Source organism: Ottowia sp. (genome assembly GCF_016703145.1).
Classification (GTDB): domain Bacteria; phylum Pseudomonadota; class Gammaproteobacteria; order Burkholderiales; family Burkholderiaceae_C; genus Ottowia.
Genome location: NZ_JADJCO010000003.1, coordinates 1,087,376 through 1,110,553, shown reverse-complemented (window position 1 = coordinate 1,110,553; position 23,178 = coordinate 1,087,376). Strand labels below are relative to the sequence as shown.

The 23,178-nt window shown below is 70.1% G+C and carries 29 protein-coding genes; 14 read left to right on the top strand and 15 right to left on the bottom strand.

The annotated features are described in order from the left end of the window. Positions 1-31 precede the first annotated feature (31 nt). The 3 genes from ccsB to IPG65_RS09010 all read right to left on the bottom strand — a co-directional run bounded on the left by ccsB (position 32) and on the right by IPG65_RS09010 (position 4,303). Positions 32-1,363 (bottom strand): c-type cytochrome biogenesis protein CcsB, encoded by a 1,332-nt coding sequence (gene ccsB / locus IPG65_RS09020; RefSeq protein ID WP_293188882.1) that lies wholly within the window; start codon positions 1,361-1,363, stop codon positions 32-34. Beyond that, positions 1,360-3,429, bottom strand: a complete 2,070-nt coding sequence (locus IPG65_RS09015) for a cytochrome c biogenesis protein ResB (protein ID WP_293190014.1) — start codon at positions 3,427-3,429, stop codon at positions 1,360-1,362. Before IPG65_RS09015 ends, ccsB begins: the two co-directional genes overlap by 4 nt. A 256-nt stretch (positions 3,430-3,685) precedes the next feature. Beyond that, complete coding sequence (locus tag IPG65_RS09010; RefSeq protein ID WP_293188881.1) at positions 3,686-4,303, bottom strand: c-type cytochrome; 618 nt, start codon at positions 4,301-4,303, stop codon at positions 3,686-3,688. Positions 4,304-4,413: 110 nt separating this feature from the next. Here IPG65_RS09010 and yihA point away from each other — a divergent pair, with 110 nt between their 5' ends. After that, complete coding sequence (gene yihA / locus IPG65_RS09005) at positions 4,414-5,118, top strand: ribosome biogenesis GTP-binding protein YihA/YsxC (RefSeq protein ID WP_293188880.1); 705 nt, start codon at positions 4,414-4,416, stop codon at positions 5,116-5,118. Here yihA and IPG65_RS09000 read toward each other — a convergent pair. Further along, the gene (locus IPG65_RS09000) at positions 5,115-5,525 is read right to left on the bottom strand and encodes a DUF488 domain-containing protein (RefSeq protein ID WP_293188879.1); all 411 of its coding nucleotides are present in this window, start codon (positions 5,523-5,525) and stop codon (positions 5,115-5,117) included. The two genes, yihA and IPG65_RS09000, sit on opposite strands and share 4 nt — an antisense overlap. Before the next feature lie 155 nt (positions 5,526-5,680). Here IPG65_RS09000 and IPG65_RS08995 point away from each other — a divergent pair, with 155 nt between their 5' ends. After that, on the top strand, positions 5,681-6,595 hold the full coding sequence (locus IPG65_RS08995; protein ID WP_293188878.1) for an alpha/beta hydrolase: 915 nt from the start codon (positions 5,681-5,683) through the stop codon (positions 6,593-6,595). A gap of 11 nt (positions 6,596-6,606) precedes the next feature. On the opposite strand, the gene IPG65_RS08990 is transcribed toward IPG65_RS08995, so the two are convergent. Together IPG65_RS08990 and IPG65_RS08985 are read right to left on the bottom strand one after the other, a co-directional pair. Then, positions 6,607-7,470 (bottom strand): lipid A biosynthesis acyltransferase, encoded by an 864-nt coding sequence (locus tag IPG65_RS08990; protein WP_293188877.1) that lies wholly within the window; start codon positions 7,468-7,470, stop codon positions 6,607-6,609. Further along, on the bottom strand, positions 7,467-8,300 hold the full coding sequence (locus IPG65_RS08985) for a lysophospholipid acyltransferase family protein (protein WP_293188876.1): 834 nt from the start codon (positions 8,298-8,300) through the stop codon (positions 7,467-7,469). Before IPG65_RS08985 ends, IPG65_RS08990 begins: the two co-directional genes overlap by 4 nt. Before the next feature lie 144 nt (positions 8,301-8,444). Between IPG65_RS08985 and metK the strand changes: the two genes are divergently transcribed. After that, the gene (gene metK, locus IPG65_RS08980; RefSeq protein WP_293190012.1) at positions 8,445-9,626 is read left to right on the top strand and encodes a methionine adenosyltransferase; all 1,182 of its coding nucleotides are present in this window, start codon (positions 8,445-8,447) and stop codon (positions 9,624-9,626) included. Here metK and IPG65_RS08975 read toward each other — a convergent pair. Together IPG65_RS08975 and IPG65_RS08970 are read right to left on the bottom strand one after the other, a co-directional pair. Next, positions 9,619-10,185, bottom strand: coding sequence for a C40 family peptidase (locus tag IPG65_RS08975; protein ID WP_293188875.1), 567 nt, complete (start codon positions 10,183-10,185; stop codon positions 9,619-9,621). The genes metK and IPG65_RS08975 overlap by 8 nt on opposite strands. A gap of 124 nt (positions 10,186-10,309) precedes the next feature. Continuing rightward, a complete protein-coding gene (locus IPG65_RS08970; RefSeq protein ID WP_293188874.1) occupies positions 10,310-10,744 on the bottom strand; it encodes a DUF2127 domain-containing protein in 435 nt (144 codons plus the stop codon). Between the two features lie 127 nt (positions 10,745-10,871). Between IPG65_RS08970 and IPG65_RS08965 the strand changes: the two genes are divergently transcribed. The 5 genes from IPG65_RS08965 (at position 10,872) to IPG65_RS08945 (ending at position 13,083) form a co-directional block, all read left to right on the top strand. Continuing rightward, a complete protein-coding gene (locus IPG65_RS08965) occupies positions 10,872-11,954 on the top strand; it encodes a phospholipase D-like domain-containing protein (RefSeq protein WP_293188873.1) in 1,083 nt (360 codons plus the stop codon). Continuing rightward, positions 11,939-12,316 (top strand): phospholipase D-like domain-containing protein, encoded by a 378-nt coding sequence (locus tag IPG65_RS08960; RefSeq protein ID WP_293188872.1) that lies wholly within the window; start codon positions 11,939-11,941, stop codon positions 12,314-12,316. The genes IPG65_RS08965 and IPG65_RS08960 overlap by 16 nt, the downstream gene beginning before the upstream one ends. A 142-nt stretch (positions 12,317-12,458) precedes the next feature. Continuing rightward, positions 12,459-12,617 carry a hypothetical protein gene (locus IPG65_RS08955; protein WP_293188871.1) on the top strand — a complete coding sequence of 53 codons (159 nt, stop codon included), beginning with the start codon at positions 12,459-12,461 and terminating at the stop codon, positions 12,615-12,617. After that, positions 12,614-12,751: a hypothetical protein gene (locus IPG65_RS08950; protein WP_293188870.1), complete on the top strand. Its 138-nt coding sequence runs from the start codon at positions 12,614-12,616 to the stop codon at positions 12,749-12,751. Before IPG65_RS08955 ends, IPG65_RS08950 begins: the two co-directional genes overlap by 4 nt. A gap of 2 nt (positions 12,752-12,753) precedes the next feature. Continuing rightward, a complete protein-coding gene (locus IPG65_RS08945) occupies positions 12,754-13,083 on the top strand; it encodes a BrnA antitoxin family protein (protein ID WP_293188869.1) in 330 nt (109 codons plus the stop codon). Between the two features lie 72 nt (positions 13,084-13,155). Here IPG65_RS08945 and IPG65_RS08940 read toward each other — a convergent pair whose 3' ends face one another. The 5 genes from IPG65_RS08940 to IPG65_RS08920 all read right to left on the bottom strand — a co-directional run bounded on the left by IPG65_RS08940 (position 13,156) and on the right by IPG65_RS08920 (position 16,297). Then, positions 13,156-13,431, bottom strand: a complete 276-nt coding sequence (locus IPG65_RS08940) for a thermonuclease family protein (RefSeq protein ID WP_293188868.1) — start codon at positions 13,429-13,431, stop codon at positions 13,156-13,158. After that, positions 13,367-13,807, bottom strand: coding sequence for a LexA family transcriptional regulator (locus IPG65_RS08935; RefSeq protein WP_293188867.1), 441 nt, complete (start codon positions 13,805-13,807; stop codon positions 13,367-13,369). The genes IPG65_RS08940 and IPG65_RS08935 overlap by 65 nt, the downstream gene beginning before the upstream one ends. A gap of 268 nt (positions 13,808-14,075) precedes the next feature. Then, positions 14,076-14,984, bottom strand: coding sequence for a pirin family protein (locus IPG65_RS08930; protein ID WP_293188866.1), 909 nt, complete (start codon positions 14,982-14,984; stop codon positions 14,076-14,078). Continuing rightward, positions 14,981-15,289: a GNAT family N-acetyltransferase gene (locus tag IPG65_RS08925; RefSeq protein ID WP_293188865.1), complete on the bottom strand. Its 309-nt coding sequence runs from the start codon at positions 15,287-15,289 to the stop codon at positions 14,981-14,983. Before IPG65_RS08925 ends, IPG65_RS08930 begins: the two co-directional genes overlap by 4 nt. Positions 15,290-15,433: 144 nt before the next feature. Then, positions 15,434-16,297, bottom strand: a complete 864-nt coding sequence (locus IPG65_RS08920; RefSeq protein WP_293188864.1) for a pirin family protein — start codon at positions 16,295-16,297, stop codon at positions 15,434-15,436. Positions 16,298-16,422: 125 nt separating this feature from the next. On the opposite strand from IPG65_RS08920, the gene IPG65_RS08915 reads away from it, so the two are divergent. Then, entirely contained in the window at positions 16,423-17,361 is a 939-nt protein-coding gene (locus IPG65_RS08915) for a LysR substrate-binding domain-containing protein (RefSeq protein ID WP_293188863.1), read from the top strand. 3 nt (positions 17,362-17,364) lie between these two features. Here the strand turns inward: IPG65_RS08915 and IPG65_RS08910 are convergent, their stop codons facing one another. Then, the gene (locus IPG65_RS08910) at positions 17,365-17,817 is read right to left on the bottom strand and encodes a low molecular weight protein-tyrosine-phosphatase (RefSeq protein ID WP_293190010.1); all 453 of its coding nucleotides are present in this window, start codon (positions 17,815-17,817) and stop codon (positions 17,365-17,367) included. A gap of 122 nt (positions 17,818-17,939) precedes the next feature. Then, entirely contained in the window at positions 17,940-19,358 is a 1,419-nt protein-coding gene (gene ffh / locus IPG65_RS08905; RefSeq protein ID WP_293188862.1) for a signal recognition particle protein, read from the bottom strand. Between the two features lie 96 nt (positions 19,359-19,454). Here ffh and ccsA point away from each other — a divergent pair, with 96 nt between their 5' ends. From ccsA to ampD, 5 genes are read left to right on the top strand one after another with little or no spacing between them, the layout of a single operon-like run. Then, a complete protein-coding gene (gene ccsA / locus IPG65_RS08900) occupies positions 19,455-20,264 on the top strand; it encodes a cytochrome c biogenesis protein CcsA (protein WP_293188861.1) in 810 nt (269 codons plus the stop codon). After that, positions 20,261-20,488: a PP0621 family protein gene (locus IPG65_RS08895; RefSeq protein WP_293188860.1), complete on the top strand. Its 228-nt coding sequence runs from the start codon at positions 20,261-20,263 to the stop codon at positions 20,486-20,488. Before ccsA ends, IPG65_RS08895 begins: the two co-directional genes overlap by 4 nt. 31 nt (positions 20,489-20,519) lie before the next feature. Beyond that, complete coding sequence (locus tag IPG65_RS08890) at positions 20,520-20,870, top strand: hypothetical protein (RefSeq protein ID WP_293188859.1); 351 nt, start codon at positions 20,520-20,522, stop codon at positions 20,868-20,870. After that, positions 20,867-22,384, top strand: coding sequence for a sigma-54 dependent transcriptional regulator (locus tag IPG65_RS08885; RefSeq protein WP_293188858.1), 1,518 nt, complete (start codon positions 20,867-20,869; stop codon positions 22,382-22,384). The genes IPG65_RS08890 and IPG65_RS08885 overlap by 4 nt, the downstream gene beginning before the upstream one ends. After that, entirely contained in the window at positions 22,371-22,961 is a 591-nt protein-coding gene (gene ampD / locus IPG65_RS08880) for a 1,6-anhydro-N-acetylmuramyl-L-alanine amidase AmpD (protein ID WP_293188857.1), read from the top strand. Before IPG65_RS08885 ends, ampD begins: the two co-directional genes overlap by 14 nt. Positions 22,962-23,178 lie beyond the last annotated feature (217 nt).

The following is a 23,178-nucleotide window of genomic DNA, read 5'->3' as shown; positions in this document are numbered from 1 at the left end:
GCCGTCGCGGCGCGCCGCTGCCGCAACCCTGCTACAGGGTGCCGTAGCTGTGCAGCCCCGACAGGAACATGTTGACCCCGATGAAGGCGAAGGTGGTCACGCCCAGCCCCGCCAGCGCCCACCACGACGCGACGGTGCCGCGCAGGCCCTTCATCAGCCGCATGTGCAGCCAGGCGGCGTAGTTCAGCCACACGATCAGGGCCCAGGTTTCCTTGGGGTCCCAACTCCAGTAGCCGCCCCAGGCCTCGGCCGCCCACAGCGCGCCCAGCACGGTGGCGATGGTGAAGAAGGCGAAGCCCACGGCGATGGACTTGTACATCACGTCGTCCAGCACCTCGAAGCTGGGCAGGCGCTCGGCGATGCGCCGGCGGCCCAGCAGGATGCCGCCCACGATCAGCGCCGCGACGATGGCGTAGCCGAACCAGTAGCTGCCGCCGGCCTCGGCCAGGTTGCGCTGACGGAAGGCCAGGGGAACGAAACACAGCGCCATGCCCAGCAGCCACATGGGCGTGAGCGCATACCAGCGCTTCTCGGCGGCCTGCTGCTTGATGAGGTAGGCGAACGCCACCATCGCCGCCAGCGAGAAGGTGCCGTAGCCGATGAAGTTGGCCGGCACGTGCAGCTTCATCCACCAGCTCTTGAGCGCGGGCACCAGCGGCTGGATCTCGTGCGCCTCGCGCACCAGCGTGTACCACAGCAAAAAGCCCACTGCGGCGCTGACCACCAGCATCACGAAGGCGCCCATGGCGCGCGTGCGGTACTGCGCCTCGTAGTACAGGTAGAACAGCGCCGTCATCCAGCAGAACAGCACGAACACCTCGTACAGGTTGCTGACCGGGATGTGGCCGATGTCCGGGCCGATCTGGTGGCTCTCGTACCAGCGCACCATGGTGCCGACGAGCGCCAACCCCACCGCCACCCAGGCGATCTTGCTGCCCAGCCCCTCGAACACGGCCGCCTGCCCGCGCGCGAACATGCCGATCCAGTAGAACGCCGTGCTCATGAAGAACAACATGCTCATCCACAGGATGGCCGACTGGCTGGACAGGAAATACTTGAGCCAGAAGACGGTGTCGCCGCGCCGCAGGTCGCCGTCGTAGGACACGATGGCCAAAAGCGAGAAGGCGGCCACCACCAGCATCAGGTGGCGCAGCGGCCGCCAGAACCAGCCCAGCCAGACCACCGCCGGCACCGCTGCGGCGAGGATGCCCTTCTCGTAGACGTCCATCGCCGCGTGGTAGCGCTGGAACGCGAAGACGGCGCCGGCCACGGCCAGCAGGGCGAACGCCCAATCGCCCCAGTTGCGGCGCGCGAAGTAGCCCTCGTTCAGCGTCAGGGGCGCGGGTGCGACGGTGGTGTTCATGGCCTGGAAGCCCCCTCGTGGGATGTCTCGTGGGACGGCTCGGCAAGCAGCTTGAGCCGCAGTTGTTCGAATTCGCGGTCGGCGTCCATCGTCTTGCGGTTGGACGACAGGGCCATCGTGGCCCGGGCGCCGGCGCCCTCGGGCGCCAGCCAGATCCACAGGCGCCGCTCGCGCACGTAGAGCATCGCAAAGACGCCCAGGATCAGCAACAGGCAGCCCAGATAGACCACATTCTGGCCCGGGGCGCGCGCCACCTGGAACACGCTGGCCTGCACCTGGGTGAAGTCCTGGAGCTGGAAGACCACCGGCGCCGGGTACAGCGGCGCGTCCGACAGCGCCAACACCGCCTGCGTCATGTACTGCCGGGTGGCTTCGTCGGCTTCCGACAGAGGCTTCTGGCCCCGCGACTCGCGCACCAGCGCGTTCAGCTCCAGCAGGGTGCCGTTGAGGATGCGCAGCAGCACCTCGGCGGCACGCTCGCGCTCGCCCTCCGGCACGGCCGCCTCCATGAAGTCCGAGATGGCCTGCAGGCCGCCGATGCGGGTGCCGTTCACCGCCTCGGCCCCACCGAACAGGCCCAGGGCGCGCGAGGCCGACATCGCCAGTTGCTCGGCCAGCTCCGGCCGGCCCGGCTCGACCGCCTTGGCGACGTAGCGGCGTACCGCGCGCTCGCGCTGCGCCGGGTCCTCCAGGGCCGCGCGCAGGGCGACGAAGCCGGCCAGCGAGCCTTCGTCGTCCGCCGGCACGCGCAGGTAGCGGAAGGACTCGGCCGGCGTGTTGCGCACCCCGACCAGGAACACCGGCGCGCCGTCGCCGGTATCGACCGGCAACATGTAGTTGTGGTACTCGCGCGCCTGGCCGGCCGCGTCGCGCAGCTTGTAGGTGATGCTGGGGCCGACGTTGCGCAGCTCGCGCCTGGTGACGGTCTTGTCGGCCGCGCCCAGGCGCTGCGCCACGGCCTGGCCCAGGTCGACGCGGCGCACGTCCACGCCGGCCGGCGGGTCGCCGGACAGGTTCTCGACGTTGATGACGCGCAGGGCGGTGTATTCGAGCGTCAGCTGGTCGCTGCCGTTGGTGATCTGCGAGGAGCTGCCGATGGTGCCTTCGACCTCGAACGGCCGCGCGCTGCCGTTCAGGGGCAGGGCCGCCAGCTTCACGCGCGAGCCGCCGTCGTCGAAGCTGCTCTGGTAGATCTGCACGCCCTTGTAGCTGGCCGGGTGGTTGACCTCGACGCGCGCCGGGCGCTGCTCGCCGGTGGCCTTGTCGTGGATCACGATGTCGCTGGCGAACAGCTTGGGCATGCCGGTGGAGTAGTACTCGACGATGAACTTCTTCAGTTCCACCGCGAACGGCAGCTCCTGCAGCAGCACGCCGTCGGACTGGCTCAGGATGGCGGTGCTCGACTGCGTACCCTCCGACACCACCAGATTGCCGCGGAAGGTGGGGTTGGTCTCGGGCAGGCGGTGCTCGGGCCCGACCTCGGACACGAAGCCGCTGCCGGCGTAGACCGTCTTGCCGCCGAACCAGGTCAGCGCGCGCACGAACAAGTCGCCGTCGAACAGCCCGCCCAGGCAGACCAGCACGATGGCGCTGTGCGCGGCGATGTAGCCGATCTTGTTGGCCCCGCCGGCCTTGGCGGCCACCATCCAGCCGGGACCGGCCGGCGTGTCGCGCGGCTGCAGGCGCACCTTCCAGCCGCCGCCGGCCAGCAGGCGGCCGATGCGCTCGGCCCCGGCCTGGGGCGACTCGGCCAGGCGCGCCTCGGCCTTGTGGTGGAACGCCTTCAGGCTCTGTTCGCGGATGTTCTCCTTGTAGCTGCGCAGGTCGGCCACGATCTTGGGCGTGTTGCGCGAGATGCACAGCGAGGTGCTGACGACCAGGAAGGCCAGGATCAGCAGGAACCACCACGCGCTGTACACCGCGTTGAGCTTGAGCGCCAGGAACAGATCGGCCCAGAACGGCCCGAACTGGTTGGTGTAGTTGACCGCCGGCTCATGCTGCTTGAGCACGGTGCCGATGACCGACGCGATGCAGATGACGGTGAGCAGCGCGATGGCGAAGCGCATCGACGACAGCAACTCCACGCCCGGGCGCCAGGGCCGCGGGCCGTGCGGGACGTCGTGGTGGAGGGTGTCTGCCGATGCCGTCATGCGAAACCAGTGCGCGCTCCGGCGGCGTGCCGGACGCTCGCCATTGGAGCGTGCCGCCAGCGCGCCCGTTCCCCCTTCGACGCGATTTCTTGACCTGGATTCATTCTGGCGCTCATAAAAAACCGCGCCGGGCCAAGCCGGGCGCGGTGTCAGGTCAGCGCCGCCCCGCTTTTCAGCGCAGGCCGGCGATGTAATCGGAAACCGCCTTGATCTCGCGGTCGTTCATCTTGGCGGCCACGCCCGTCATCTGCAAGTTGTTCTTGCGCGCGCCATCGCGAAAGGCCACCAGCTGCTTGGCGGTGTAGTCGGCGAACTGGCCCGCCAAGCGCGGGTACTGCGCGGGAATGCCGGCGCCGTTGGGGCTGTGGCAGCCCGCGCAGGCGGGAATCTGGCGGTCGGGAATGCCGCCGCGGTAGATGCGCTCGCCCAGCATCACCAGGTCCTTCTCCTTGGCGAAGCCGGGCTTGACCTTCTGCGACGCCAGCCACCACGCGATGTTGCGCGTGTCTTCCTCGCTCAGCGCGGCGGCGAAGCCCTGCATGATCGGATCCTGGCGCGTGCCGCTCTTGAATTCGAGCATCTGCTTGACCAGGTACTCGGGGTGCTGCTGCGCCAGCTTGGGCTGCAGGGGCACCGTTGAGTTGCCGTCCGCCGCATGGCAGGCCACGCACACCGCGGCGTAGCTGGCGCCGCCCTTGGCCAGGTCGACCTTGGGCGCGGCTGGGGCGTCGGCGGCCGACGCGGTGGCGGCGAGCAGCGAGGCGGTCAGAAGGGCAGCGAGCGACTTCATGGGCGATCGTCTTCTTTTGAATGGTGGAGGTCGTGGGCGCTTTAGCGGGGCGATTCTACAATGCCGCACTCGCGCCCCCGCTCCGGGGACGATGCTCCCGCCCCGCCTTCATGCCCCTCCCGCGCCCCTCCTCCGCCCACCCGCCCGTCCCCAGCGCCGCCGCGCGCGAAGCCCTGGGCTGGCTGCACACGGCGCGCTTTCTGACCACGGCGGCGCAACTGCACCACCTGCCGGCGCTCCAGGTGCCGGAGATCGCCTTCGTCGGCCGCTCCAATGCCGGCAAGTCCACCGCCATCAACACCCTGACGCAGCAGACGCAACTGGCGTTCGCCTCCAAGAAGCCGGGCCGCACGCAGCACATCAACCTGTTCACCCTCGGCCGGCAGGGCGGCATGGACGCCGTGCTGGCCGACCTGCCCGGCTACGGCTACGCGGCCGTGCCGCTGGCCGACAAGGTGCGCTGGCAGCGCGTGATGGCCAACTACCTGGTCTCGCGCGAGAACCTGGCCGGCGTGGTCATGCTGTGCGACCCACGCCACGGCCTGAAGGAGCTGGACGAGGCCCTGCTGGAGGTCATCCGGCCGCGCGTCGAGCAGGGCCTGAAGTTCCTGGTGCTGCTGACCAAGGCCGACAAGCTGGGCCGCGCCGAACAAGCCAAGGCCTTGTCCATCGCGCGTCTGAACGCGGGGGGCGGCGAGGTGAAACTGTTCTCGGCCCTCAAGCGCCAGGGCGTGGACGACGCGGCGCTGTGGCTGCGGCGGCTGGTGGACGAGGCGCCGCGGCCGCCCCCGGACGTCGCCCCCGCACCCGCCTAATCGGCCAGGTCCGCCCCGCGCTCGGCCAGCAGGGCGCGCAGGATCGAACGATGGCAGCGCGACGCGTCCTCGCAGTAGCAGCCGAGCGAGAAATGGGCGCCGTGCGACAGCGCCGCCAGCACGTCCAGCGTGCGCGCCGCGTCGGGCTCGGCCATCGCCTTGCGAAACCCGCGCGTGAACAACGCCCAGTCCTTCTTCGACTGCGCACTGTCCGGATGCGCGTGGGTGGACAGCGCCAGCTTCATCAGCTCGGGGCTCGGCGAAAGGTTGGGGTACCACACGTCGTACCAGTCGTCGCTGGCGAACCGCGCCTTGGGCACGCCGCGCGGCGGACGCCGCACCGTGCCGATGCGCACGCCCTCGTCCGGCGCGCGCGGGCTGCCCAGACGCACGATGCGGATGCCCATGCCGCTCTCCTATTGATAGCTTCCGGCACAATAGCCACGCCGGCCAAGGCCATTTTTATCATGAATCCGTGCGCAGGACGATCCTCGATGCCGGCCCGGCCCGGCGTGGCGCACAATGCACCCGCACCACCGCACTTGAAAGAGGAGACCCACCCATGATCGACACCTGGACCATCGACCTGCCCCAAGGCATCACGCTCAGCTGCCGCTCGGCCGGCGAGCGCGGGCGGCCGCTGATGATGTTCCTGCACGGCTTTCCCGAAGCCGCGTTCATCTGGGATGAACTGCTCGAATACTTCGCCCAGCCCGAGCACGGGGGTTTCCGCTGCGTGGCGCCCAACCTGCGCGGCTTCGAGCGCTCCAGCGCGCCCAGGGAAGTGGAGGCCTACCGCCCGCAACTGCTGACGCAGGACATCGAGGCGCTGGCCGCCGCCGAAGGCCAGGGCGGCCGCATCGAGACCCTGGTGGCGCACGACTGGGGCGGCGCCTTCGCCTGGGCCTATGGCAACCTGCACGGCGACAAGCTGGGCCGGCTGGTGATCATCAACTCGCCCCACCCCGGCACCTTCGCCCGCGAGCTGCGCGAAAACCCGGCGCAGCAGCAGGCGAGCGCGTACATGAACTTCCTGGCCCGCCCCGATGCCGAGGCGCTGCTGGCGGCCGACGACTACAAGCGCATGTGGCCCTTCTTCACGCTGATGAAGGCCGGGCCGGACGGCTTCGGCTGGCTCACCGAGGCGGTGAAGGACCAGTACCGCGCCGTGTGGGACCAAGGCCTCACCGGCGCCTGCAACCTCTACCGCGTGACGCCCCTGAAGCCGCCGCTGCCCGGCGCCGGCGTGGACGGCATCCCCGTGCTGCCGCGCGAGCGCCTGCTGGTGAACGTGCCAACCTTCATCTTCTGGGCGCTCGACGACACCGCCCTGCTGCCCGGCCTGCTCGACGGCATGGCCGACTACGTGTCGCAGCTGGAGATGAAGAAAGTGCCCGGCGCCACCCACTGGATCATTCACGAGCAGCCGCAACTGCTGGCGCGCGAGATCGAGGGCTTCATCGCGCGCCATCCGTAGCGCGCCGGGCGTCAATACATCGACGGCTCGCCGGGCGGCCGCGTCTTGAAGCGCTTGTGCACCCAGTAGTACTGCTCGGGCATCGCGTCGATGTAGCCCTGCAGGCGCTGGTTCATCAGCGCGGTGTCGGCCACGGCGTCGCTGCTGGGATAGTCCGCCCAGGCCGGATGCACGCTGACCTCGTAGCCCTGGGGCGTGAGCCGCGTCACCACCGGCACCACGCGCGCGCCGCCCAGCTTGGCGAAGCGCGACAGCGACGGCACGGTGGCCGCCGGCACACCGAAGAAGGGCACGAACACCGATTCGTGCGGGCCCAGGTCCATGTCGGGCAGCAGGTACAGCATCTTGCCTTGGCGCAGCGCGCGCACGATGGGCTTGACCCCCTCGTTGCGCGACAGCAGGGTGGCATCGCCAAAGCGCTGGCGGCCGGCGCGCATCCAGGCGTCCAGCGTGGCGTCGGACTGGGTGGAGTAGATGGTGCAGGCCGGCCGCGCGATCTGTTGCATCACGGCGCTGCCGCCGGCGTCCATGCCGTAGAAGTGCGGCGCGAACATGACCACCGCCCCTTCGCGCGTCAGGTCCTGCACCGCGCCGGTGATGCGCAGGCGCTGGCGCACCGTCTCGGGGTCGCCGTGCCACAGCCACGACCGATCGAGGAACGCCTGGCTGAAGACCACGAAGTTGCGCCGCGCCACGGCCCGGCGCTCGGCTTCGCTCCAGTCCGGGTAGCACAGGCGCAGGTTGGTCAGCGCGATCCGGCGGCGCGGCCACGCCAGCAGGTACAGCAGGCGGCCCAGCGCGGCGCCCAGCCCGCGCACCAGCCCCAGCGGCAGCGGCGCCAGCGCGCGCATGAAGAGGACGCCGGGGTGGATCATGCGGTGGCCGGCCTCGGCGTCTTGTAGCGCCCGTAGCCCCACAGGTACTGCTGCGGGCACTCGCGGATCAGGCGCTCCATGGCGCGGTTGATCTGTTCGACGGCCGGCGCCAGTTCGCCGGCCAGCGGCTGGGCCAGCGCGCGGAAGTGCAGGCAAAAGCCCTGCCCGCGCGGCAGCCGCTCGCCCCACACCAGCACCGGCGTGGCGCCAGTCTGCAGCAGCAGGCGCGCGGCCAGGGTCATGGTGTAGGCCGGCTGGCCGAAGAAGGGCGCCCACTGGCCCATGCCCTCGGGCGGCACCTGGTCGGGCAGCAGGCCGATGGCGCGGCCGGCGCGCAGCGCCTTCATCATCTGGCGCACGCCGGCCAGCGTGGTGGGCGCGGTCTCCAGGCCCTCGCGCCGGCGCGCCGTCTCCACCACCCGCGCCAGCGCGGCCTGGCGCGCCGGGCGGTACAGCACGGTGATGGAGCCGTAGCGCGCACGGTAGCGCTCGGCCAGGCCCTGGGCGGTGATTTCGAAGCAGCCCAGGTGCGGCGTGAGGAACACCACGCCCCTGCCGGCGGCGTAGGCGGCGTCCACCACGTCGGTGCCGTCCCACTGGATGGGCACGGGGGGGCCGAACCACAGGCGCGGCGTCTCCAGCGCCATGCGCCCGGCGTGGGCCACGGCCGGCCGCACCTCGGCGAACCGGTAGCCCGCCAGCCGGGCATGCGCGGCCAGGCGGCGCCGGTAGGTGGGCGAGGCCAGCCAGGTCAGCCAGCCCAGCGCCGCGCCGAGGGCGTGCAGCAGGCCGAGCGGCCAGCCGGACACGAGGCGATACAGGGCAAGCATGGTGGATTGGCTAAAATCGGGGCGTCGCCGAGTTACTGAACTACTTGCAGGGCGACGTTAAACAAGATCTGCTAAAGCGTTCGCCAGGGCTCCGCAAGGTTTGGCAACGCAGGCGTTCAAACCACAGGAGTTTATTCAATGGAACTGGCGAACAGCTTTCTCTTCACTTCCGAATCGGTTTCCGAAGGCCATCCCGACAAGGTGGCCGACCAGATTTCCGACGCGATCCTCGACGCCATCTTCGCGCAGGATCCGCGCTCGCGCGTGGCCGCCGAGACGCTGACCAACACCGGCCTGGTGGTGCTGGCCGGCGAGATCACCACCAACGCGCACGTGGACTACATCCAGGTGGCGCGCGACACCATCCAGCGCATCGGCTACGACAACACCGACTACGGCATCGACTATCGTGGTTGCGCGGTGATGGTCTGCTACGACAAGCAGAGCAACGACATCGCCCAGGGCGTGGACCACGCCAGCGACGATCACCTGAACACCGGCGCCGGCGATCAGGGCCTGATGTTCGGCTACGCCTGCGACGAGACGCCCGAGCTGATGCCCGCGCCGATCTACTACGCGCACCGCCTGGTCGAGCGCCAGGCCCAGTTGCGCAAGGATGGCCGCCTGCCCTTCCTGCGGCCGGACGCCAAGAGCCAGGTGACGATGCGCTACGTGGACGGCAAGCCGCACAGCATCGACACCGTGGTGCTCTCCACCCAGCACCACCCCGAGCAGAGCGAGACCGCCAAGATGAAGGCCTCCTTCGTCGAGGCCGTGATCGAGGAGATCATCAAGCCGGTGCTGCCCAAGGAATGGCTGAAGGAAACCCGCTTCCTGATCAATCCCACCGGCCGCTTCGTGGTGGGCGGCCCGCAGGGCGACTGCGGCCTGACCGGCCGCAAGATCATCGTCGACACCTACGGCGGCGCCTGCCCGCACGGCGGCGGCGCCTTCAGCGGCAAGGACCCCACCAAGGTGGACCGCAGCGCCGCCTATGCCGCGCGCTACGTGGCCAAGAACATCGTGGCCGCCGGGCTGGCGCGCCAGTGCCAGATCCAGGTGGCCTACGCCATCGGCGTGGCCGAGCCGATGAACATCACCATCTACACCGAGGGCACGGGCACGATCCCCGACGAGCGCATCGCCCAACTGGTGCGCGAGCACTTCGACTTGCGGCCCAAGGGCATCATCCAGATGCTCGACCTGCTGCGCCCCATCTACCAGAAGACCGCCGCCTATGGCCACTTCGGGCGCGAGGAGCCCGAGTTCACCTGGGAGCGCACCGACAAGGCCCAGGCGCTGCGGGCGGCGGCCGGCCTCAGGTAGCAAACACCCGCCGCGCGCCCAGGTAGCGCGTGGCGAAGTAGCGATTGTCCAGGCTGGCCTTGCGCACGATGCCGCCGCTGCTGGGCGCGTGCACGAACTGCTCGTCGCCCACGAGCAGGCCCATGTGCGAAAACGGCGTGCCGGTGGTGTTGAAGAACACCAGGTCGCCGCGCTGCATCTGCGCGTCCTGAACCGGTACGGTGGACGCGGCCCATTGCGCGGTGCTGCGCGGCAGGCGGCGCGTGCCGCCCGTCACTTGCTGAAATACATACTGAATCAGGCCGCTGCAGTCAAAGCCGCCCTGCGGCGTGTTGCCGCCGTAGGTGTAGGGCGTGTTCACCAGCAGCATGGCGTTGGCGACGGCGCCCTCGCGCTCGGCGGGGTCCAGGTTGAGCGGCGGCAGGCTGGGCGGCGTGGGCACGGCCGGCGCGCGGCGCACCCCGCCGCCGCCGGTACCGACGGCTCCGCCCGCGCTGGTGCGCGACGCCGGCCGGCTGGCGCAACCGGCCAGCCAGCCCGCCGCCAGCAGGGCCAGCGCCAGGCGACGGCGTTCGTTCAAGCGGCTCTCCGTCTGCATGGCGCACACCTCTCGCATGGTCTCTCGCCTGCCACATCACAGACGTTTAAGCTATTCTATATATAGCGCATGGCGCTTGTCCAGCGCTGGCTGGAGGGCTTTTTGACTATGAGTTTACGGTTTGCCGGCGCAGCCGCAGGCGCCACACCATCAGCGCCACCACCGCCACATTGAACAGCACCACGCCGGCCGACACCGCGCTCGGCCGGTGCGCCAGGTGCATCAGCTCGAACGGCAGGTACAGGCCGGTGGAAAGCGCCGCCAGCCATTCGGCCCAGGGCCGGTCGCGCCACAGGCCCCAGGCTTCGGCAAAGCGCAGCACCGCGTAGGCCAGCGCCAGCGTGAGCACCTGGGCCGGGTGCACCTCCTGCAGCTTGTCCGACCAGCCGATGAACACGGCCGGCAGGTGCGAGTCGGCGTGCAGGTGCAGCCGGCCCACCAGCGCCACCGCCAGTTCGTGCAGGTCGCGCTGCTGCAGCGCCTTGAACCCCAGCCCCAGCGCCAGCGCCGCCAGGCCCTTCAGGCCCTCAAACAGGGCCACTGCGTGAACGGTGTCGTCTATCAGTGAGCGCTTCTTCATTGCTGGGCCGTGGACTGTGGGGGTGCCATTGGTCATGCGGGCGATTCTGGCGCACGCGCCGCGCCCGCCCTGCGCCAAAATGCCGCCCATGCTGTTTCTGCTGCTACACACTTTGCTGGTCCTGGGCGTGGGCGGGCGCATTTTGCTGCGCGACGACCTGAACCCCGACGCGCGCATGGCCTGGCTGGCCACCATCATCGTGCTGCCCTACCTGGGCTGCGTGCTGTACCTGCTGTTCGGCGAAGTCACCGTTGGCCGCTACGTGCTGCGGCGCGAGCAGCGCACGGCCGACTTCATGGCTGCGCGCCTGGCCGGCCACCCCGCCGCGCGCGAGGTGCTGGGCGACGCGGCCGACACCGCCCGCATGATCGCGCCCGCCTGGTTGCCCGCCTTCGGCTACGCGGCCTCCATCAACGGCGTGCACCCGGTGCCGGGCAACCACGGCGAGCTGATGGCCAACGGCGCCGCCGCGCGCGAGCGCATGCTGGCCGACATGGACGCGGCCGAGCGCGAGATCAACGTGCTGTACTACATCTGGCTGAACGATGAAACCGGCACCCGCACCGCCCACGCGCTGATGCGTGCCGCCCAGCGCGGCGTCACCTGCCGCGCCATGGTCGACGGCCTGGGCTCGCGCGCTTTCATCCATTCGCCGCTGTGGCGCCAGATGCGCGAAGCCGGCGTGCAGACCGCCATCGCGCTGCCCTTTGGCAACCTGCTGAAAGTGCTGCTCACCAGCCGCATCGACCTGCGCAACCACCGCAAGATCACGCTCATCGACGGCAGCATCACCTACGTGGGCAGCCAGAACTGCGCCGACGAAGCCTTTCGCGTCAAGGCCAAATACGCCCCCTGGGTGGATGTGATGCTGCGCGTGCGCGGCCGCGTGGTGTCGCAAATGCAGTGGCTGTTCGCCAGCGACTGGATGCAGACCACCGGCCAGAGCTTCGACCCCTTCCAGCCGCTGGCCGCCCCCGTCGCCGACGGCTTTCCCGCCGTCGTCACGGCCATGGGCCCCACCGAACGCCCGCTGGCCACGCCGCAATTGCTGTCCGTGCTGATCGCCGCCGCGCGCAGCGAGTTGACCATCTCCACGCCCTACTTCGTGCCCGACGCCACCGTGCTCGAAGCCTGTGCGCCGCCGCCTGGCGCGGCGTGCGGGTCACCCTGATCCTGCCCGCGCGCAACGATTCGTGGGTGGTGGGCGCCGCCAGCCGCAGCACCTACCGGCGCCTGCTCACCGCCGGCGTGGCGCTGCACGAATTCCGCGGCGGCCTGCTGCACGCCAAAACCCTCACGGTGGACGGCCAGGTCACGCTCCTCGGCTCCACCAACCTGGATCTGCGCAGCTTTGATTTGAACTTTGAAAACAACCTGCTGCTGCAAGACGCCGCCACCACCGCCGACGTGCGCGCGCGCCAGCATCAATACATCAACCAGTCCGTGCCCGTCACACTGGATGAAGTGCTGCACTGGCCCTGGTACCGGCGCATCTGGCACAACATGATGGCGACGGTGGGGCCGTTGTTGTAGGGGCGGGTTTGGCGAGAAGGTGAACCTGAGCCCCACTTCATGAATGCTGAACCCAGTAAAGCCCTGGCAATAGGCCGCGAATTGGCCGCGTGGCTACAAACAAAGACTTGCCGCACAAATTAATCGTAGCTACAATCAATACATGCTCACGGTCATCGAAACCGCCGAATTCGTCAAGCAAGCAGATGCGGTGTGGACGGAGCAGGAGCGTTTGGATTTCTTTGCCTGGCTCTGCCTGAACCCGGAGGCGGGTGACGTGTTCCGGGTGCTGGCGGCGCGCGCAAGGTGCGCTGGGCGGTGAAAGGCCGGGGCAAGCGGGGCGGCGCCCGCGCGATCTACTACGTTCTGCGCGCTGACGGTGCCTTGCTGATGGTGCAGGTCTACACAAAGGCGGTGCAGGCCAATGTTCTGCCCAAGGACATCAAGAGGAAATGACCATGAAGACCATTCAAAGCCTGAAAGACTTCCAGCAGATGGACGTGGAAAAGGTAGCCCGTGCCGTGGAGGCTGACGCGGGCCACGCGCTGCCAGGCTTGCGGCAATCGCTGCGAGAGGCGGCGACGGGTGTGGTGGGGCGCATGACCACGCCGGAGCAGATTGCCAAGCGGCGCGGCCGACCGGCTGGGTCGGCCAAGGCCAGTACCAAGGTGCTGACCACGCTGCGCCTTGCCCCGGACGTGCTGGCAGCGCTCAGAGCTTCGGGGCCGGGCTGGCAAACGCGGGCCAGCGAGGCGCTTCGGGCCGATCTGGAAGCGGGGCGGCTGTAGGCGCAATCAGTCCTGCACCACCTGCACCCACAAAAAACCGCCTCGGTGGGCGGCTGGGTGGGGATGGGTCAGCTACTCCCGCCAACAAAGCGGGCATCCGCAGTACAGCGGCTCAACGCCTGGCGGCCTGGTGTAGTGCGGGTGCCCAGGGATGACGTGGCGCTCTACAAGATCGGCATCGCGCCCGCGGCACTCCACCCGCGCCACCGTGCGGCCATAGCGATCCGTCGCAGTCTGCCGGATCGTGGCCTCGGTCTTGAAGCACAGCGCCGCGAGGTGCTGTCTACTCACGTTCCCGAAGGGCTGTTTGCGCTCGGGCGCGTCGATTTCGGCAAGGCGCACGCGCATCTGCTCGTATGGGTTTGCCGCGTCCTGCGTCGGGCAGCGGGCGGTGAGGGTGAAGCTTGATGTACTTCTCGTCCGGTGGCCAATTTGGGTTGATCGCTTCCAGATACGGATTGCCATCCATCAAGACATAGCGTTTGAATGTGGCTGCAGCGAGACCGGCGCCTCGCCGAACAATGACGAACTGGCCGGGCTGCGGGGTCATGCCTGGGTTGACGTGCAGGATCATCCCCTTCGGAAAGCTGAAGCGTTCGCCGGGCGCATGCATGCTTTTCCCGCTGACGCGCAGCAAATAGCCGCACTTGCCCAGGTTCTTGGCCGAAGACAGCCATTCGTCGGCATCGCCGGCGTGAAAGTTGTCGTGTATCTCCGTCCACATGCCGGCTTGCACATCTGAAATGAGGCGTATGGGCCGTAGGGCTCAGGGTCATCGGTGACGTTTTTTTGCATGCCAGGCGCGGGGATGGGGGTATCGGTTTCCCGGGGTTGAGGGGCGTGCCGCAGCCCGATGCCGTCTGCGATCCAAGCCGCACTCCAGCCCCTCGCTGGCCCCCACACCATCTTGTCGGCGTACTTCCGCTTGATCGACAGCGTGGCGCCGCAGAACCAACCATTCACAGAGGGAGAGGGTAAATATCAGCAGCCGCCTACCCGCCCGCCCGCAAATGCACCCCCTCCAGGCTGGGCGCCTTGAGCGGCGCGGCCAGGGTGCCCGCGCGCACGGTGCCAAAGCGCCCACCGGTGTTGGGCTGGGCGTTCCAGTCGGCCAGGGCCTGTTCCATTTCGGCCTGGGTGCGGGCGACGAAGTTCCACCACACGAGGATGTCTTCGCCAAAGGGCATGCCGCCCAGCAGCAGTAACTGGGCTTCGCCGTCGCATTGCACGCCCAGCACGGTGCGGCCGGGCGCGAAGTACAGCCATTCGCCGGGCGACAGCGCCTCGCCGGCCACTTGGGCGCTGCCGCGCAGCACCAGGGCGGCGTATTCAAAGTCGGCCTGCAGGGGGACTTCGGCATGCGCGGCGCCGGCGGCGCTGAGGTCGATGCCCACCAGCGGCGTGTAGATGGTGGCGGGCGAAGCCTGGCCCCAGGCGCTGCCGGCCAGCACGGTGGCGGTGAAGCCGCCGACGGGCAGGCGCGGCAGTTCGGGATGGTTCTGGAACGCGGGTTCGCGCGCGTGCTCGCCCCGGGGCAGCGCGATCCACAGTTGCGCCGCGTGCAGGCGCGCGCCTTCGTGCAGCGAGTCCTCGGTGTGGGCGATGCCGCGCCCGGCGGTCATCAGGTTGACCTGGCCGGGACGGATGACCTGTTCGTTGCCCAGCGAGTCGCGGTGCACCACCTCGCCCTCGATGAGCCAGGTGAAGGTCTGCAGGCCGATGTGCGGGTGCGCGCCCACGTGCATGCCGGCGCCGGGCGCGAACTGCACCGGGCCGGCGTGGTCGAGGAAGCACCAGGCGCCCACCAGCCGGCGCTCGCGGTGCGGCAGGGCGCGCGCGACGGGCGTGTCCTCGCCGACGATGGAGACGCGGGACGCGTAGCGTTGCGGGGCGGCGGTCATGGCTGGCTCCGACCAGCGCCGTGCGCCAGTGAGATGGACTGGTATTCTGGGTGGCGGTCGATGTAGGCCTTCACGAACGGGCAGTCGGGACGCACCAGAAGATGGTGCCGCACCGCGTAGTCCAGCACGTGCCTGACCAAGCGGCTGCCGATGCCGCGCCCTTCCAGCGCCGGGGACACGACGGTGTGCAGGTAGGCGATGCCGCCGGGAAAGCGCTCGAACACTTCGTAGGCCCTGTGGCCGTCCACCACCAGTTCGAAGCGGTGCTCGGCTTCGTTGAGGACGACGGGGAGCAGATCGGTCATGGGAGGCTCCTGGAAGAAAGTCGGGTGATCAAGTATGGCGGGCCCGGCACGGGCCGGCAAAGCACCCGGGATTTCGAGTGTTTTTGGCCTTCAGCCGGTGTGAATATTGCGGTAACAGCTATCAATATTGAAGCAATCGACTCTTCACACGCGGCCGAAGCGGCCGCTGTTGAAGTCCTCGATGGCCTGCGTGATCTGCTGCGGGCTGTTCATCACGAACGGTCCGTAGCCCACCACCGGCTCGTCAATGGGCTCACCGGCCAGCACCAGCAGTTTGGCGTCGCCGTTGGCCTCGATGGTCAAACCCGTGCCTGCCGTGGACAGCGTGGCCATCTCGGCCGCGCGCAGCACGGTGTCGCCGTTGACGGCCACGGTGCCGGCCAGCACCACCACCAGCGTGGTCCAGCCCTCGGGCTGCGGCAGCGCCACCGTGCGCCCGGCGCGCAGGCGCACGTCCAGCACGTTCATGGGCGTGAAGGTGCGCGCGGGGCCGGCCGCGCCCTCGAACGTGCCGGCGATCACGCGCACCTGGCCGGCGCCGTCGGGCAGCGCCACGGCGGGAATCCGCGCGTCGGCGAGGGCCTGGTAGCCGGCCGGCGCCATCTTGTCCCGGGCGGGCAGGTTGACCCACAGCTGCACCATCTCGAACGGCCCGCCGCGCGCGGCGTAGTCGCCGGAGTGGAACTCCTCGTGCACGATGCCACCGCCGGCCGTCATCCACTGCACGTCGCCCCGGCGGATGACGCCGCCGGCGCCGGTGGAGTCGCGGTGCTCCACCTCGCCGTCGTAGACGATGGTCACGGTCTCGAAGCCGCGATGCGGGTGGCTGCCCACGCAGCGGCGGTGCCCCGCGGGCGAGAACTCGGTCGGCGCGGCGTAGTCCAGCAGCAGGAACGGGCTGCGCTCGGCCACGCCCTCGCCGCTGTAGCCGAACAGGCCGTGCACGGGAAAGCCGTCGCCCACCCAATGGCGGCCGGGCGCGCTGCGGACGGAAAGCGCTTTTTTCATGACGAGACTCCTGTGAGGCGGAACGCTGGCCGATCCGCCAGCGCATGGATTGAATGTACGGCCGATCCAATCTCAATGAAAGACGGCAAAATGGGATTCATCATTCCATCAATGGAACAATCACCATGCATGACTTGAACGACCTGGGCTACTTCGCCGCCGTGGTCGAGCACGGCGGCTTTGCCGCCGCCGAGCGCGCCACCGGCGTGCCCAAGTCGCGCCTGAGCCGCCGCATCGCCGCGCTGGAAGCGCGCCTGGGCCTGCGCCTGCTGCAGCGCACCACGCGGCGCTTCGCCATCACCGAGATCGGGCAGGAGCTGGCCCAGCACGCCCGCGCCATGCTGACCGAGGCCGAGGCCGCCGAGGCGCTGGCCGCCGAGCAGAGCCGCGAGCCGCGCGGCAGCGTGCGCCTGATCTGCCCGCCCGCGCTGCTGCAGCACGGCGTGGCCGACCTGCTGGCCGGCTTCCTGCGCGCCTGGCCGCGCGTGCAGGTGCAGGTCGAATCGACCAACCGCAACGCCGACGTGTGGCACGACGGCATCGACCTGGCGCTGCGCGCGCGGCCCGCACCGGCCGGCCACGCGCCGGGCCGGGGCGACGAGATCGTCCGCCCGCTGGCGCGCAGCCCGCACGTGCTGGTGGCCGCGCCCGCGCTGCTGGCCGCCGCCGCGCCGCCGGCCACGCCGCGGGACCTGGCGCGCCTGCCCACGCTGGGCCTGGGCAATTCGCGCGAGGAGCGGCTGTGGACGCTGGCCGGCCCCGAGGGTGCGCAGGCCGAGGTGCCGCACGAGCCGCGCCTGATCGCCAACGACATGGCCACCCTGCTGTGCGCCGCGCTGGCCGGCGTGGGCTGCGCGCCGCTGCCGCGCCTGCTGGTGCACGAGGCGCTGGCGCAAGGGCGCCTGATTGCCTTGTTGCCGGGCTGGGCGCCGCCAGAGAGCCTGATCCAGGCCGCCTTCGCCTCGCGCCGGGGCATGCGGCCGGCGGTGCGGCAGTTGCTGGACTTCCTGGCCCAGGGCTTCGCGCGGCTGGCGGCGCAGGGGCGCTGCCTGGCGGCGGTGTAGCCGCTAACGCGCCGCCAGCGTCCGCAGCAGGCCGGCGCAGGCGTCTTCCACCAGGTCCAGCACCTGCTCGAAGCCGGCATCGCCGCCGTGGTACGGATCGGGCACTTCGGTGGTGGCGTGGCGCGTGCAGAAGTCGGTCAGCCGGCGCAGGCGCTGCCGCGCGCCGGGCGGGCACAGGGCACGGGCGGCACGCTCGTTGGCGGCGTCCATGACCAGCACGAGGTCGAAATCGTCGAAGTCGCGCCGCGTGAGCTGGCGGGCGCGCTGGGCGCTCAGGTCGTAGCCGCGTCGGCGGGCGTGCGCCTGCGCGCGCGCATCGGGCGGCGCGCCGACGTGGTAGCCGTGCGTGCCGGCCGAATCGACGGCGATGCGGCCGGCCAGGCCGGCGTCGCGCACCATCTGCTCGAACACGCCGTGCGCCGTGGGGCTGCGGCAGATGTTGCCCATGCAGACCATCAGCACACGCACGGGGCGCTCAGGGTTCGCGGGCCGCGCCTGGTTACTCATTTTTTAATAGCTATCACCGCAATACTGGCGCTGGCTAGAGGCCAAAATTGCTTTGAATCCGCCGCCCAGGCTCACTTGAACGGCAGCTTGGGCCCGCCCGGCCCGCCGATGCCCGGCGGCATGCCGCCGGGCATCAGGCCGCCCAGGCCTTTCATGCCACCCATGCGGCGCATCATCTTCATCAGGCCGCCGCCCTTCATCTGCTTCATCATGCCCTGCATCTGCTCGAACTCCTTGAGCAGGCGGTTGACTTCCTGCACCTGCACGCCGGCGCCGGCGGCGATGCGGCGCTTGCGGCTGGCCTTGAGCAGATCGGGCTTGCGGCGCTCCAGCGCGGTCATGCTGTTGATGATGCCTTCCTTGCGGCGGATGTCGCGCTCGGCGCGGGTCATGTCGGCGTCGGTGGTCTTGGCGGCCATCTGGGCGGGCAGCTTGTCCAGCAGGCTGGAAATACCGCCCATCTGCTTCATCTGCTGGAGCTGGCCCAGGAAGTCCTGCAGGTCGAAGCCGCTGCCGCTCTTGACCTTCTCGGCCAGCTTCTTGGCGGCCTCCATGTCCACGTTGGCGGCGACCTGCTCGACCAGCGCCACCACGTCGCCCATGCCCAGGATGCGGCCGGCGTGGCGCTCGGCGTCGAACACCTCCAGGCCGTCGATCTTCTCGCTGACGCCGGCGAACTTGATGGGCGCGCCGGTGATCTGCCGCACCGACAGCGCCGCGCCGCCGCGCGCGTCGCCGTCCATCTTGGTCAGCACGATGCCGGTGAGCGGCAGCGCGTCCTTGAAGGCCCGGGCGGTGTTGGCGGCGTCCTGGCCCTGCATGGCATCGACCACGAACAGGGTCTCGACCGGGTTCAGCGCGGCGTGCAGGGTCTTGATCTCCTGCATCAGCGCCTCGTCGATGGCCAGACGGCCGGCGGTGTCGACCAGCAGCACGTCGTAGAAGTGCTTGCGGGCGTGGTCGAGCGCGGCGCGGGCGATGTCCAGTGGCTTCTGATCGGGCGAGGACGGGAACCAGTCGGCGCCGGCCTGTTGCGTCACCGTCTTGAGCTGCTCGATGGCGGCGGGCCGGTACACGTCGCCCGACACGGTCAGCACCTTCTTCTTGCGCCGCTGGATCAGGTGGCGCGCCAATTTTGCCGTGGTGGTGGTCTTGCCGGCGCCCTGCAGGCCGGCCATCAGGATCACGGCGGGCGGCTGGGCGGCCAGGTCGAGGTCGCTCACGCCCGCGCCCATCGTCGCCGCCAGCTCGCGGTTGACGATGCCCACCAGCGCCTGGCCGGGCTTGAGGCTGCCCAGCACCTCCTGGCCCAGGGCCTTGTCCTTGACGCGGGCGATGAAGTCGCGCACCACGGGCAGCGCCACGTCGGCCTCCAGCAGGGCCATGCGCACCTCGCGCAGCATGTCCTGCACGTTGTCTTCGGTGATGCGGGCCTGGCCGCTGATCTTCTTGACCAGGCTGGAGAGTTTGTCGGTGAGGGCTGTGGCCATGGTGGGTTCACGCCGCCGCGGCGGGCGGGCGATAAGGCGGGGAAAGGGGCGCTCGCGCGGCCCCGGCGACGGGGGGCGAACCGCTAAACTGTGCCCATGATTCTAGCCAGCGCCTCCCCGCTCAGCCTGCTGCTCGGCGCGGCGGCCGCCCTGGCCTACGCCGTGCCGGCGCTGGCGGCGCGGGCGCTCGGCCCTGTCAGCGCGCGCCGGGTGCTGCTGCTGGCCTGGGTGTTGCACGGCGTGCTGCTGGCCTGCGGCCTGGCGGGCGAGGCGCCGCGCTTTGGTTTCGCCCCGGCGCTGTCCATCACGGTGTGGCTGGTGCTCACCGTCTACGCCATCGAGAGCCAGCTCTACCCGCGGATGAAGGCGCGCTGGACGCTGGCGGGCTTCGGCACGGTGGCCATCGTGCTGGCGCTGCTGTTTCCGGGCACGCCGCTGCCGGCCACGTCCTCGCCGCTGCTGGCGCTGCACTGGGCGCTGGGCCTGTCGGCCTACGGGCTGTTCGCCGCCGCCGTGGCCCATGGCTGGCTGATGACGCGCGCCGAGCGGCAGATGCGCCATGCCGCGCCGGCGGGCAACGGCGGCGTGCCGCTGCTGACGCTGGAGCGGCTGATGTTCCGCTTCGTCGGCGCCGGCTTCGTGCTGCTCACGCTCACGCTGTTGGCGGGCCTGTTCTTCGGCGAGCAGCTCTACGGCTCGGCGCATGCCGGCTGGCGCTGGGACCACAAGCGTGTGTTCACCGTGCTGTCGTGGGCCGTGTTCGCCCTGCTGCTGATCGGGCGCTGGCGCTTCGGCTGGCGCGGGCGGCGCGCGGTGCGTGTGCTGTATGCGGGCACGGCGCTGCTGCTGCTGGGCTACGTGGGCTCGCGCTTCGTGGCGGAAGTGCTGCTGGAGCGCGCGGCATGAAGCTGCTGATCGTGCTGCTGGTGGTGCTGGCCGGCGTGTGGCTGTGGCGGCGCGGCCGGCGCCTGCCGCCCACCCGCGACCCGGCGCGCCCGAGCGGACAGGCGGCCTTGCCCATGGTGCGCTGCGCCCGCTGCGGCGTGCACGTGCCGGGCGACATGGTGGTCCACGGCCGGCAAGGCGGCTATTGCTGCGCGGCCCACCGCCAGGAGGCCGAGGGCGCATGAACCCGCGCATCGCCACGCCGAAGGCCCTCCGATGAGGCCAGCGCCGCCGGAACCGCCCACCTGGTTCGGCGCGTCCGCCCTGCCGCCGCCCGGCGCGCCCGCGCCGCCCCGGCGCATCTCCATGCCGGCGCAGGCCGACACCCTGGGTTTCGCGCGCCTGTGGACGGCCTTCATGTCGGCGCGCGTGCTGGTCGCGCTGGCGATCGTCGGCCTGCATGTGAGCGTCCACCTGCTGACCCAGTCCATCCCGCTGTGGATTCTGGGCCTGTTCATCTGCCGCGAAGACGGCCGCATCGTGGAGGGCAATGAATTCTTCGTCAGCTTCCGCCGCGCGCACGGCGGGCAATCGACATGGCAACTGGAGGATCTGGCGGTCTCATGAACGCGGCACCGGCATCTCCCGCCACGGCCCGCGTGCTGGTGGTGGACGACGAACCCGACCTGCGCACGCTCTACGAGCTGACGCTGCTGCGCGAGGGCCACCACGTGCAGGCGGCGGGCTCGCTGGCCGAGGCGCGCGAACAGCTGAGCGGGCAGCAGTTCGACGTCGTCATCACCGACATGCGCCTGCCCGACGGCCTGGGGCTGGAGCTGCTGCGCGGCATGGCGGCCGAGCAGCGCCGCGAGCGCTGCATCATGATCTCCGCCTTCGGCTCGGCCGAGAACGCCGTGGAAGCGCTCAAGTGCGGCGCGTTCGACTACCTCACCAAGCCGGTCGATCTCAAGCAGTTCCGCGGCGTCGTCAGCGCGGCGCTGCAGGCGCCGCAAGCCGCCAGCCAGGGGCCGGGGCAGAACCCGGCGCCCACCGCCGGCGCGGCGGACGCGGGGACGGGCGCGGCGAGCGGCGCGCTGGCCCGGCTGGTCGGCGAGTCCAGGGCGATGCGCGGCGTCAAGCAGCGCATCGCCAAGGTCGCGCGCAGCATGGCGCCGGTGCTGGTGCAGGGCGAATCGGGCACGGGCAAGGAACTGGTGGCCAGCGCCGTCCACGCCTGCAGCCACCGCGGCCACGGCCCCTTCGTGCCAGTCAACTGCGGCGCCATCCCGGAAAACCTGCTGGAGGCCGAGTTCTTCGGCGCGCGCAAGGGTTCGTACACCGGCGCCCTGCAGGACCGCGAGGGCTTCTTCCAGGCGGCGCGCGGCGGCACGCTGTTCCTGGACGAGATCGGCGATCTGCCGATGGCCATGCAGGCCAAGCTGCTGCGCGCCATCCAGGAGCGGCGCGTGCGGCCGCTGGGCACGACGCAGGAGGAGCCGGTGGACGTGCGCATCGTCAGCGCCACCCACAAGGACCTGGCGGCCGAGGTGCAGGCCGGCCGCTTCCGGCAGGACTTGTTCTACCGCTTGAACGTGATCGAGATCGCGGTGCCGCCGCTGCGTGAGCGCCGAGAAGACATTCCGGCGCTTTGCGAGGCCTTGATTGCGCGGATAGCACTCGAATCAGGCGCAGAAGTGCCGCGCCTGCCGGCCCGTCAGATGCAGGAGATCGCCAGCGCGCCGTTGGAAGGCAACGTGCGCGAGCTGGAGAACCTGCTGCACCGCGCCATCGCCCTGGACGAGGGCCGGGACTCGGTCTTTGGCGACCCGGCGCCCCTGATGGATACGGCCGGCACGGCGGCGCCCGACCCGGTGGAGACGGTGCCGGACGCCGTGGCAGCCCCCCCGGCGGCGCCCCGCGCGTCCGGCAGCCCGCCGCCGGCCCTGCCCTGCGACCTGGCAGCCTGGCTCGACGAGCAGGAGCGCCTGGTGCTGGTGCGCGCGCTGGGCGAAACCGGCTTCAACCGCACCGCCGCGGCGGCGCGCCTGGGGCTGAACCTGCGCCAGATGCGCTACCGCATGGCGCGCCTGGGCATCACCGCCCCCTCGGGCGAGAACAGCGCGGACGATGCCAGCGGATGACGCCGCGCCGCTATGGCGCCAGGGCTGGTACGCCTTTGCGCGAGCACTGCCTTCGCCCAACCACGGCCCGCGGCCCGCGGGCATGGACGCGAGCCTGATCGTGGTGCACTCCATCAGCCTGCCGCCGGGCGAGTTCCAGGGCGAGCACGTGCAGGCCTTGTTCACCAACACGCTCGACTGGGACGCGCACCCCTACTTCCAGCAGATTCGCGGGCTGGAGGTGTCGGCGCATTTCTACGTCCGGCGCGACGGCGCGCTGTGGCAGTTCGTCGGCACCGGCGCGCGCGCCTGGCACGCGGGCGTCTCGCGCCACGCCGGGCGCGAAAACTGCAACGATTTCTCCGTCGGCATCGAACTGGAAGGCCTGGAGGGCGGCCCCTTCGAGCCGGCCCAGTACGAAACCCTGGCCAGCCTCTGCGCCGCACTGGCGGCGCGTCACCCGATCGACGCCATCACCGGACACGAGCACATCGCGCCCCGCCGCAAGGGCGACCCCGGCCCGGGGTTCGACTGGGCGCGGCTGCGGCGCATGCTGGGCTGGCCGGCGCGCGCTTTTCCCGACGGCGCGGCAGGGTAATCCACGCCCGCGCGTCATGCCCCGTTCCCGCGCCCACGGCGCACGCCGGGCAGGAAAGCACGCCGTCATGCGCCTTGCCCGCCCAAATCGCCCGGCAAGCAGCATGCAGCAAGGACTTGCGGTGCCGTTGCCAGCAACGACGCGCCCTGCGCGGTGATGGCCCGCGCCCCCTGACGGCGGCCATCGTGAACGATTCGACGCACCTCGCATAACCACT

Coding starts and splice junctions, on each gene's coding strand:
- IPG65_RS08990 (WP_293188877.1), bottom strand. CDS start 7,470: ATGATCCACCCCGGCGTCCTCTTCATGCGCGCGCTGGCGCCGCTGCCG.
- IPG65_RS08965 (WP_293188873.1), top strand. CDS start 10,872: ATGCTGTTTCTGCTGCTACACACTTTGCTGGTCCTGGGCGTGGGCGGG.
- IPG65_RS08910 (WP_293190010.1), bottom strand. CDS start 17,817: ATGGTCTGCATGGGCAACATCTGCCGCAGCCCCACGGCGCACGGCGTG.
- IPG65_RS08925 (WP_293188865.1), bottom strand. CDS start 15,289: ATGACCGATCTGCTCCCCGTCGTCCTCAACGAAGCCGAGCACCGCTTC.
- ccsA (WP_293188861.1), top strand. CDS start 19,455: ATGATTCTAGCCAGCGCCTCCCCGCTCAGCCTGCTGCTCGGCGCGGCG.
- yihA (WP_293188880.1), top strand. CDS start 4,414: ATGCCCCTCCCGCGCCCCTCCTCCGCCCACCCGCCCGTCCCCAGCGCC.
- ccsB (WP_293188882.1), bottom strand. CDS start 1,363: ATGAACACCACCGTCGCACCCGCGCCCCTGACGCTGAACGAGGGCTAC.
- ffh (WP_293188862.1), bottom strand. CDS start 19,358: ATGGCCACAGCCCTCACCGACAAACTCTCCAGCCTGGTCAAGAAGATC.
- IPG65_RS08930 (WP_293188866.1), bottom strand. CDS start 14,984: ATGACCGCCGCCCCGCAACGCTACGCGTCCCGCGTCTCCATCGTCGGC.
- IPG65_RS08890 (WP_293188859.1), top strand. CDS start 20,520: ATGAGGCCAGCGCCGCCGGAACCGCCCACCTGGTTCGGCGCGTCCGCC.
- IPG65_RS08885 (WP_293188858.1), top strand. CDS start 20,867: ATGAACGCGGCACCGGCATCTCCCGCCACGGCCCGCGTGCTGGTGGTG.
- IPG65_RS08895 (WP_293188860.1), top strand. CDS start 20,261: ATGAAGCTGCTGATCGTGCTGCTGGTGGTGCTGGCCGGCGTGTGGCTG.
- IPG65_RS08940 (WP_293188868.1), bottom strand. CDS start 13,431: ATGCGCGTGCGCCTTGCCGAAATCGACGCGCCCGAGCGCAAACAGCCC.
- IPG65_RS08915 (WP_293188863.1), top strand. CDS start 16,423: ATGCATGACTTGAACGACCTGGGCTACTTCGCCGCCGTGGTCGAGCAC.
- ampD (WP_293188857.1), top strand. CDS start 22,371: ATGCCAGCGGATGACGCCGCGCCGCTATGGCGCCAGGGCTGGTACGCC.
- IPG65_RS08985 (WP_293188876.1), bottom strand. CDS start 8,300: ATGCTTGCCCTGTATCGCCTCGTGTCCGGCTGGCCGCTCGGCCTGCTG.
- IPG65_RS08945 (WP_293188869.1), top strand. CDS start 12,754: ATGAAGACCATTCAAAGCCTGAAAGACTTCCAGCAGATGGACGTGGAA.
- IPG65_RS08935 (WP_293188867.1), bottom strand. CDS start 13,807: ATGTGGACGGAGATACACGACAACTTTCACGCCGGCGATGCCGACGAA.
- IPG65_RS08920 (WP_293188864.1), bottom strand. CDS start 16,297: ATGAAAAAAGCGCTTTCCGTCCGCAGCGCGCCCGGCCGCCATTGGGTG.
- IPG65_RS08955 (WP_293188871.1), top strand. CDS start 12,459: ATGCTCACGGTCATCGAAACCGCCGAATTCGTCAAGCAAGCAGATGCG.
- IPG65_RS09015 (WP_293190014.1), bottom strand. CDS start 3,429: ATGCGCTTCGCCATCGCGCTGCTCACCGTCATCTGCATCGCGTCGGTC.
- IPG65_RS09010 (WP_293188881.1), bottom strand. CDS start 4,303: ATGAAGTCGCTCGCTGCCCTTCTGACCGCCTCGCTGCTCGCCGCCACC.
- IPG65_RS09000 (WP_293188879.1), bottom strand. CDS start 5,525: ATGGGCATCCGCATCGTGCGTCTGGGCAGCCCGCGCGCGCCGGACGAG.
- IPG65_RS08995 (WP_293188878.1), top strand. CDS start 5,681: ATGATCGACACCTGGACCATCGACCTGCCCCAAGGCATCACGCTCAGC.